The organism is Corynebacterium sp. CNJ-954, assembly GCF_001942345.1.
Taxonomy (GTDB): domain Bacteria; phylum Actinomycetota; class Actinomycetes; order Mycobacteriales; family Mycobacteriaceae; genus Corynebacterium.
Genome location: NZ_MKKI01000024.1, coordinates 1 through 7,665, shown reverse-complemented (window position 1 = coordinate 7,665; position 7,665 = coordinate 1). Strand labels below are relative to the sequence as shown.

6 protein-coding genes and 2 pseudogenes are annotated in these 7,665 nt (G+C 60.8%); 4 read left to right on the top strand and 4 right to left on the bottom strand.

The window, feature by feature from the left end:
• Nucleotides 1–315: 315 nt before the first annotated feature.
• Nucleotides 316–699, bottom strand: a complete 384-nt coding sequence (locus tag BJF89_RS09760; RefSeq protein WP_075814443.1) for a hypothetical protein — start codon at nucleotides 697–699, stop codon at nucleotides 316–318.
• Between the two features lie 118 nt (nucleotides 700–817).
• Complete coding sequence (locus BJF89_RS09755) at nucleotides 818–2,200, bottom strand: sodium:alanine symporter family protein (RefSeq protein ID WP_075814441.1); 1,383 nt, start codon at nucleotides 2,198–2,200, stop codon at nucleotides 818–820.
• Between the two features lie 618 nt (nucleotides 2,201–2,818).
• On the opposite strand from BJF89_RS09755, the gene BJF89_RS09750 reads away from it, so the two are divergent.
• From BJF89_RS09750 to BJF89_RS09740, 3 genes are all read left to right on the top strand, one after another.
• Complete coding sequence (locus BJF89_RS09750) at nucleotides 2,819–3,961, top strand: diaminopropionate ammonia-lyase (RefSeq protein WP_075814439.1); 1,143 nt, start codon at nucleotides 2,819–2,821, stop codon at nucleotides 3,959–3,961.
• 115 nt (nucleotides 3,962–4,076) lie between these two features.
• Nucleotides 4,077–4,559 (top strand): RidA family protein, encoded by a 483-nt coding sequence (locus tag BJF89_RS09745; protein WP_075814437.1) that lies wholly within the window; start codon nucleotides 4,077–4,079, stop codon nucleotides 4,557–4,559.
• A 2-nt stretch (nucleotides 4,560–4,561) separates the two neighbouring features.
• Nucleotides 4,562–5,467: a LysR substrate-binding domain-containing protein gene (locus BJF89_RS09740; RefSeq protein WP_075814435.1), complete on the top strand. Its 906-nt coding sequence runs from the start codon at nucleotides 4,562–4,564 to the stop codon at nucleotides 5,465–5,467.
• 132 nt (nucleotides 5,468–5,599) lie between these two features.
• On the opposite strand, the gene BJF89_RS09735 is transcribed toward BJF89_RS09740, so the two are convergent.
• Together BJF89_RS09735 and BJF89_RS19515 are read right to left on the bottom strand one after the other, a co-directional pair.
• Nucleotides 5,600–6,892, bottom strand: coding sequence for a M20 family metallo-hydrolase (locus tag BJF89_RS09735; protein ID WP_075814433.1), 1,293 nt, complete (start codon nucleotides 6,890–6,892; stop codon nucleotides 5,600–5,602).
• Between the two features lie 351 nt (nucleotides 6,893–7,243).
• Nucleotides 7,244–7,531 (bottom strand): annotated as a pseudogene (locus BJF89_RS19515) (transposase); the annotation flags it as partial.
• 53 nt (nucleotides 7,532–7,584) lie between these two features.
• Between BJF89_RS19515 and BJF89_RS18550 the strand changes: the two are divergent.
• Nucleotides 7,585–7,665 (top strand): annotated as a pseudogene (locus BJF89_RS18550) (IS6 family transposase); the annotation flags it as partial.

The window sequence follows — 7,665 nt, the reverse complement described above, 5'->3', positions numbered from 1 at the left end:
GTCGACCTTCTCGTCGAGATCCGCGACCTGCTCGCGAACCAGAACGGCATCACCTCAGCCTCCAACGGCATTGCCGGAGAGATCGACGACTCCGCTGAGAACACCGGCGGACGGCACTCCGCCCGCTAGATGTACCCGGCCAGCGTATTGGTGACAGGATCACTGAATCGTTGACGTAGAAAAAGCCTCTGGTTGCAGTGGATGATGTCTAAGTCTGTGACTTTATCCGCCATGTGGCGCTTCGGAGCTCCTCCTCGTCAGACTAGGCGCCGGTGCGCCGACTGGGTATGACGCTCTCCCGTCTCAAGGAACGCATCAACGACACCTCCGCCACTGCGGAAAGACTCCACGTACCCCAGAGCGGCCGTCATGACCTAGGGCCGTGTCTCTTAAAGGTGAGGTCCAGGCGACGACCTCCGACAGCACCGCCGCCGCCCGGTACACCACCGCAAACTTGTCGTATCGGGACGCGAGTCCACACCACTTTGCAACAGCACCCCCCTCGCCCTTGCTCAAGGTGCCGACCACGCCGGTGTCTCCAATACCGGTGGCCACCTCGACACCGGGAAGATTGCTGATGTGTTCGGCGATGTACCGTGCGGTCGTTTTCTCGTCGAATGCGAGTTCAGGATGGCGGTGGATGTGGTGTCGCCACTGCTGAACGTTGTAGACGAGCTCTGGGCTCAGAGAGATTGTCATGAATACTCCTTGTAGGGTGGATTGCGGCACGGATATTCAGTGCGCATTGCTGGTGGTGAGCATCAGGGGGACCTGCTGCGCGACGGCTGTCGCAGCGGGCGTGCCGACCACAAGCACGTCATTCTTTCATTTCTTGTTCCTCACTGTAATCCCACACGGGCTGGGACACGCCCGCTTTCCGCTGCCTGACGTAGTCGTCGAATACCCTCTTCACATACTTGAACAGGAGGATGATGGCGCACAGGTTGATGAAGACGATGAATGCCATGAAGAAGTCGACGAACGCCCAAATGAAGTTGAGCGGGACAACGGCCGCAATGGCAAGTATGATCGCGCCAACGAGACGGTACACCCAGATGGGCCACTTGGCTTTGTCTCTGAATATGAAACGAATATTGGTTTCTCCGTAGAAGAGGTCTGCCAAGAGCGTTGTGAAACCGAAGAGGAACATCGCCCCAAGGATCATCCAGCGGCCTGTGTCACCGATGCCGGAGTTGAAGGCCTCCTGGAGTAGGTTGATCCCATCTTCTCCGGTTGAGATCACGCCGGTCATCAGAATTGCGAAAGCGGTCGCGGAGCAGATCAGGATCGTTGTGACGAAAGTTCCGATCATGCCGAGCAGTCCCTGCTGGACTGGATGCTTGACGTCAGCTGCCGCGTGCATCATGGCTGCCGCTCCATTGCCTGCGTCGTTAGAGAACAGGCCTCTGGTCATACCGTGGCGGAACGCTTCCATGATGGTCCACCCGCCGACGCCTCCGAGGGTGGCAGCGGGGCTGAAGGCGGACTCCGCGATTAAGATTATGACCGCTGGGAGGTTGGTGATGTTGATCAATACGATGAACGTCACGATGGAGATGTATCCCACGGCCATGAAGGGAACGATCAGGTTGGACACGCTGGCCAACCTCTTCGCGCCACCGATGGTCACCAGTCCAGCGAGGGCGATGACGATGAGCCCCGGGATGAGGGGGTTGATGTCCGTGACACCGGTGACGGCGTTGGCGATCGAGCTCGTTTGCACGGAGGCGATCGCGATGCCGACGCCGAGAATGTACAGGACAGCGATGACGATGGCGACGGCCCTGTTACGGAGGCCTTTTTCGATGTAATAGGCCGCCCCACCGCGGTATGTCCCATCCTCCTGCCGCTCGCGGAATAATTGTCCCAGCACTGTCTCGCAGAAGGTGATCACCATCCCGAATGCTGCGGTCACCCACATCCAGAAGATCGCACCCGGACCTCCGGCGGCGAGAGCGCTTGACACGCCGACCAGGCTGCCGGTGCCGACCTGGCTACCTATCGAGGCCATGAGTGTCGAGAATCCGGAGATCTTTCCGCCATCGCCGCTGAGACTGTTGCGGACGACGCTGAGCGCGTGGCCGAAGTACCGGATCTGGGGAAATACGAGCAAGATGGAAAAAAGTAGGCCCAGGACGAGCAGGGCGTAGCCGATGAAGTTTCCCCAGAGGAAGTCACTGATGCTGACGATCACGTCCATTGGTTTAACTCCCTGTTGTGCCGGGCCTGGAGTGAACGAGACCCCAGCATCAGGACAATGGCGTGCGATGTGCATTCGGTACACGGCGGGTGGCTGCTGTTCTGGAAGGTGGGAAGAAGTTCATCGGGGCGCCTTTCGGTGGTCAGTCTCTGTTGAAGAATCTCAGCGTCCAGCGCTCCGGCCTCTCGCGGGGACCGGATCCTCGTTGTGATCTCGGTGGTGTGCAGTGTCCGTCTGTCACGGCGGTGACGAAAAGGTTACGGTGTGGACGAGCGACCAGGATGTGTCCTGGATCACTAGGTATTGTGGCAAGGTGAACAAGTCACGTAAAGCGATCTTTTTCAGACGTTATAGTTAAGGAAACCTGGACGTAAGGGGTGTGCGGGAGCGTCCACCCCCTGACTGGTACGTCAAGTCCAGCATGAGGCGCTTTGGCACCTGCCCCGCCGACGTCGGTCCAGTGTGAGTCGATGCCGGAATTTTCCATGGCCGCACGGGTTGCTGGGGTGTCGCACCGACCTCGCTGGCCCGAAGGTCCACTTAGTGAAGTAGAGGTGGAATATAATGTCCGCAAAGATACGCTTTTCGTGAACGGCCAAGGGACGTACGCTGACATCCATGACTCTTCCGGACAACAGCATTGCGAGCTACCTCAATCCAGCGGCCGCCGACTGGCGGACGAGCATTGGCCCTGTGGCGGCACGTTCGTTCCACGAGAGCATGGACGGATACCGCTCCACGACACTGCGGGAGATTCCGGAACTAGCCGCCGAACTGAACGTCGCCCGCGTATTCGTCAAGGACGAATCTGATCGACTGGGGTTGCCGGCGTTCAAAATTCTCGGTGCCTCATGGGCCGTGTGCTGCGCGATCGCACAACACCTCGGCGTCGAACCTGTAGGTTTGACGGTTGACCGGCTCAGGGTACTTCTCGAGGAGAGCAGAAATGGCGAGGTCAGGTTGGTGACGGCAACGGACGGTAACCATGGACGCGCCGTATCGCACATGGCGCGACTCCTGGGGGTCGACGCGAGAATCTACATCCCCAAAGGCATCAGTCAGGCCGCCGCAGACGCCATTTCTGCGGAGGGAGCCCAGCTGATTCCCCTTGACCTCACCTATGACGATGTGGTGGAGGCTGCCGCAGACTCCGTCGCGGGACATCGCGGAGAACTTCTCATTCAGGACACCTCGTGGTCCGGCTACGTGGATGTTCCACGATGGATTATCGAAGGCTATATGACGATGTTTGACGAGATCGCTGACCAGCTGAACGCAGCCGGCGTGACCGGACCGGATCTCGTCGCCTGCCCTGTGGGGGTCGGTTCGCTGGCGCAGGCCATGGTCGAGTACTACCGCGGTGTGGCGGACAGCTCCGTAAACCTTCTGAGCGTCGAGCCAGCCACAGCCGCCTGTATCCTGCAGTCCCTCCACGCGGGTTCGGCAGTCTCGGTCGACACGTCCTCGCCGACCATGATGGCGGGACTGAACTGTGGAACGCCGACTGATATCGGATGGCCGTCCCTCAGGGAAGGCTTGACTGCCGCTGTCGCGGTGGACGAGGATTCGTGTCGTCAGGCTGTCCTCGACTTCCGTGAGCGGGGACAAGACTCCGGGCCCTGCGGTGCCGCGTCCCTGGCGGGCGTCCGAGTGTTGGTCACACCTGGGGCCTCTCGTGACGCGATCGAGCTGGGCCCGGACTCCATCGTCGTGCTCGTGAGTACAGAAGGAACGGCGGCCAATCCGCTGCCCGAGCCGTGAACCCCGACGAGGTGCCCCCCCGGTCGATCTGACAGGCGCTATCTTTATAGGTAAACAGAACTAATTGCCGTCATTGCTGGCCCTTGCTCTTAACCACCCTAGTCTGGAGCTGACCATGACCGAGAACAACACGACACCACACGAACAGACCCGCCGACGACTCCGCGACGTAGGGCTGCAACTGCCGGAAATTCCAGCCCCTGCGGGCGCATACGTCCCCGCCCTGGTGACCGGGTTCCACGTGTGCACCTCGGGGCAGCTGCCCCTCGTCGAGGGTGCACTAGCGGCGACCGGCAAAGTCGGTGAGCAGATCGATGCTAACGAGGCCACGTTGTTGGCCCGCGCCTGTGCCCTCAATGCCTTGGCTGCCGCCGGTAGCGTCATCGACCTCGACCGCGTCGTCCGTGTCGGCAAAGTTGTCGGATTCGTTGCCTCCGCCATTGGTTTCACCGGCCAGCCGACCGTCATCAATGGAGCAAGTGAGCTGATGGCTAGCGCGTTTGGCGCGGCCGGGCAGCACGCCCGGTCCGCTGTCGGTGTCGCTGAGCTGCCGCTCGATGCCCCGGTCGAGGTTGAACTAGTGCTGGAGTACGCCTAACCGTGCTCAAAGTGCCCTGGCTACGTGTCTTAAGGGAACTTCACCGCCGCCAGACCCTGGTGGCCGTCGCTGAGGCCCTGTCATACAGCACATCAGCCGTGTCACAACAACTTCGACAGCTGGAGAAAGACATCGGTGTCGCACTGGTCGAGCCGGTTGGCCGTCGACTGGCGCTCACCCCGCAGGGGAGGATTCTCGCCGAACATGCCGAGGTCATCCTCGCACAGATAAAGCATGCTGAGGCGGATGTTCTGGCCTCCACCGGACAACCGCGAGGGTCGGTGACGGTGGCGGGATTCCAGTCAGCGGCACTGACCCTCATTCCTCGAATGATCATCGACCTGAATGAGCGATACCCGGCGGTGAACGTCGTTTTCCGTCAGGGCGAACCGCGCGAGACCATTCCGGCACTGTTGTCTGCAGACGTCGACGTCGTGATCACCGAAAGCTACCCTGGCGTCCCGATCCAGCAGCTTCCCGGGATTACAATCACCCATCTGATGTCGGATCCACTGTGGTTGACCATGGCATCCTCCGTCGCGGACCGGTTGGACGGTAGTCAGGATCTCATCGGTCAGTTAAAAACGGAAGGCTGGGCGGTGGAGAATGCGAATACCCCGCCACGCACCTGGGTCACCAATCAGTGTCGTCGTGCCGGTTTCGAACCGCGTATCGTCTGTACGTCCGAAGACCTTGCTGTCCAGGCCAATTTTGTCGCGTCAGGGCACGCAGTCGCGCTTCTTCCGGGACTTGCACTGACTGGGCAGCATCGGGATTTGCGTCAGTTTTCAGCCGGTGGAAGACCTGAGGTGAGGAATGTTCTCGCAGCGCATCGGGACACGGGACGAAGCGAGTCGGCAGTAGACGAAGTAGTTCGCTCTCTGAAACTTGTGGCGGAGGGAATGTAGCCTTCTGGTCCGCCGATTCTGTAAAGGGCGAAATCATCCATTGTGTCGGCCCAAGTCTCCTGATCCAGGTGACCCCCACCGGCGATGGGCAGGTGCGGGGCCTGTGGTGGAGGAATCAGGACGACGTGGTAGTCAAATCTCTTCGTCGGCCAGGCGCAGCAGGCTGTTGGCGAGCACCGTGATGCCGGCAGCACAGTCCTCGGGTGTCGAGTATTCGCGGGGATTGTGGCTGATGCCGTCGTACTGGCCGCGCACGAAGATCATGGCTGTCGGTGCGATCGCAGCCACCTCCTGCGCATCATGCCCGGCACCGGACATGAGCCGGACTGTCTCGTGCCCGAGTGCGTCAGCGACGTCGACGATGGTGCTCTGAATGCGTTCGTCGAAGGGCACCTGACGTGTCTTGGCCATCCGCATGGTCTCCACCTTCAGGCCCGTAGTGGGTTGAAGGTCGGGGAGGGACGTCAGGAACGCGGCGAGGTCAGCCTCGGCTGCTGCCATGTGGTCATCGTCGGGATTGCGCAGATCGACCGTGAGTTCGGCCAGGTCTGGAACGACGCTGGGCAGCCCCGGGGAGGTGGTGATGTGCCCGACCGTCGCCCGCAGCCGTCCGTACTTTCCGGAGTCGACCATTTCCCTGACCTTGACGACGATCTGCGCCGCAGCGAGACCCGCGTCGATGCGCAACTCGGTCGGGGTAGCCCCGGCGTGTGCCGCCCGTCCACGCAGGGTGATTTTCTGCCATGAAATAGCCTGGACACCCGTCACAACACCCACCGCGTATCCCCCGTCCAACAGGACCGGCCCCTGCTCGATGTGGCACTCGATATAAGCATACGGTGGATCTAGACGCACGCCGCGGTCACCCTTGAACCCGATCCGAACCAGCTCGTCGCCGAACCTCAAGCCGGTTTCATCGGTGAGGTCATAAGCGTAGTCCAGGACGAGACGTCCGGCGGCGACAGCGGAGCCGAGCATATCCGTGCCGAAACGCACGCCCTCCTCTTCCGTCCACGCCGCGATGACCAGTGGGCGCCGTGTGGTGATTCCGGCATCGTTAAGTGATCGGACCACCTCCAGGGCGCCGAGTACACCCAGGCAGCCGTCGAAAGCACCTGCGGTGCCGACAGAGTCGATGTGCGACCCCGCCATCACCGGAGAGAGGCTCGGGTCGCTACCTTCTCGACGGCCGAAGATCGTTCCTATCTCGTCGATGGTCACCTCGAGTCCGGCTTCCTTCATCCAACCGATCACGAGGCGGCGACCTTCAGCATCCTGGTCGGTCAGCGACTGTCGGTTCACCCCGGTCAACCCGGTTGCGAGATCAGAGTAAGCCCCGATTTGAGCCAGATCCATCAGCGATGTCCATAGGCGGTCTCCGTCGATAGAGAGCGAATGGAGCGAGGGGGTGGGGAGGGATGACATGAAATCTCCTGGTTCGTCGGGAAGTGCGGTCGATGCGCTGGTCGAAACCCACGTTACGACACAAAGAAAGACTAATCCATCGCATCATTCTGCTGAATACTAGTGAACGAAATTGATGGGTTGGCATCGCCGTGTGGTGATGCCGCGTGTGCGGGCGTGACGCAGCGGCTGCAGACTGGTTTCTGCGGCCGCTTCCGGTGAGGTGTCTGATGTCGAGATGGGCGTGGCTGACGACACCTGCTACGTGGTTTCAGAAATCTCCGGGGTCGTCATCGTCCCTTGAGTTGGTTTCAAGCGGCCGAGCAGAACTGCTCGCACCGCACCCAGGAGCAGGAATAATCCGATGCCGATCGTACCGGCGGCGCCCAGAACAGGGATGCGGGTCAGCTTCAGCGCAAGGCGATAGAGCGTGGTGCTGGCAGGTGTGCGAGGTCTGCTGGTGGTGTGGCGGCGCGCGACGCGTGGGAGGTGTACCAGGCAGTGTTGCACTTTCGTGATGGGCCAGACGGTCTTGATGGCGGACTGGGCTCCTTGGCCGACGTCGGTGGTGACCAGCAGGGGTGCAGCGATGCCGGACAATAGGTCGGTGTAGGCGGTGGTGGCTTCGTGTCGGCACAAGCGTCCGTCGATGATGTGGGTGGTGTTGAGGATGCTGTTGCAAAGTTGGGGTCGGTCAACCAGCATCAGACAGCATGAGCATCTTCTCCGGTCGCCACTTCCCTCAAGAGATCATCCTGTGGGCAGTGCGCTTGTACTGCCGCTACGGAGTGTCC

Bases quoted from the DNA above. Each gene is read 5' to 3' on its own strand.
- BJF89_RS09760 (WP_075814443.1), bottom strand. From the start codon at position 699: ATGACAATCTCTCTGAGCCCAGAGCTCGTCTACAACGTTCAGCAGTGG.
- BJF89_RS09755 (WP_075814441.1), bottom strand. From the start codon at position 2,200: ATGGACGTGATCGTCAGCATCAGTGACTTCCTCTGGGGAAACTTCATC.
- BJF89_RS09750 (WP_075814439.1), top strand. From the start codon at position 2,819: ATGACTCTTCCGGACAACAGCATTGCGAGCTACCTCAATCCAGCGGCC.
- BJF89_RS09745 (WP_075814437.1), top strand. From the start codon at position 4,077: ATGACCGAGAACAACACGACACCACACGAACAGACCCGCCGACGACTC.
- BJF89_RS09735 (WP_075814433.1), bottom strand. From the start codon at position 6,892: ATGTCATCCCTCCCCACCCCCTCGCTCCATTCGCTCTCTATCGACGGA.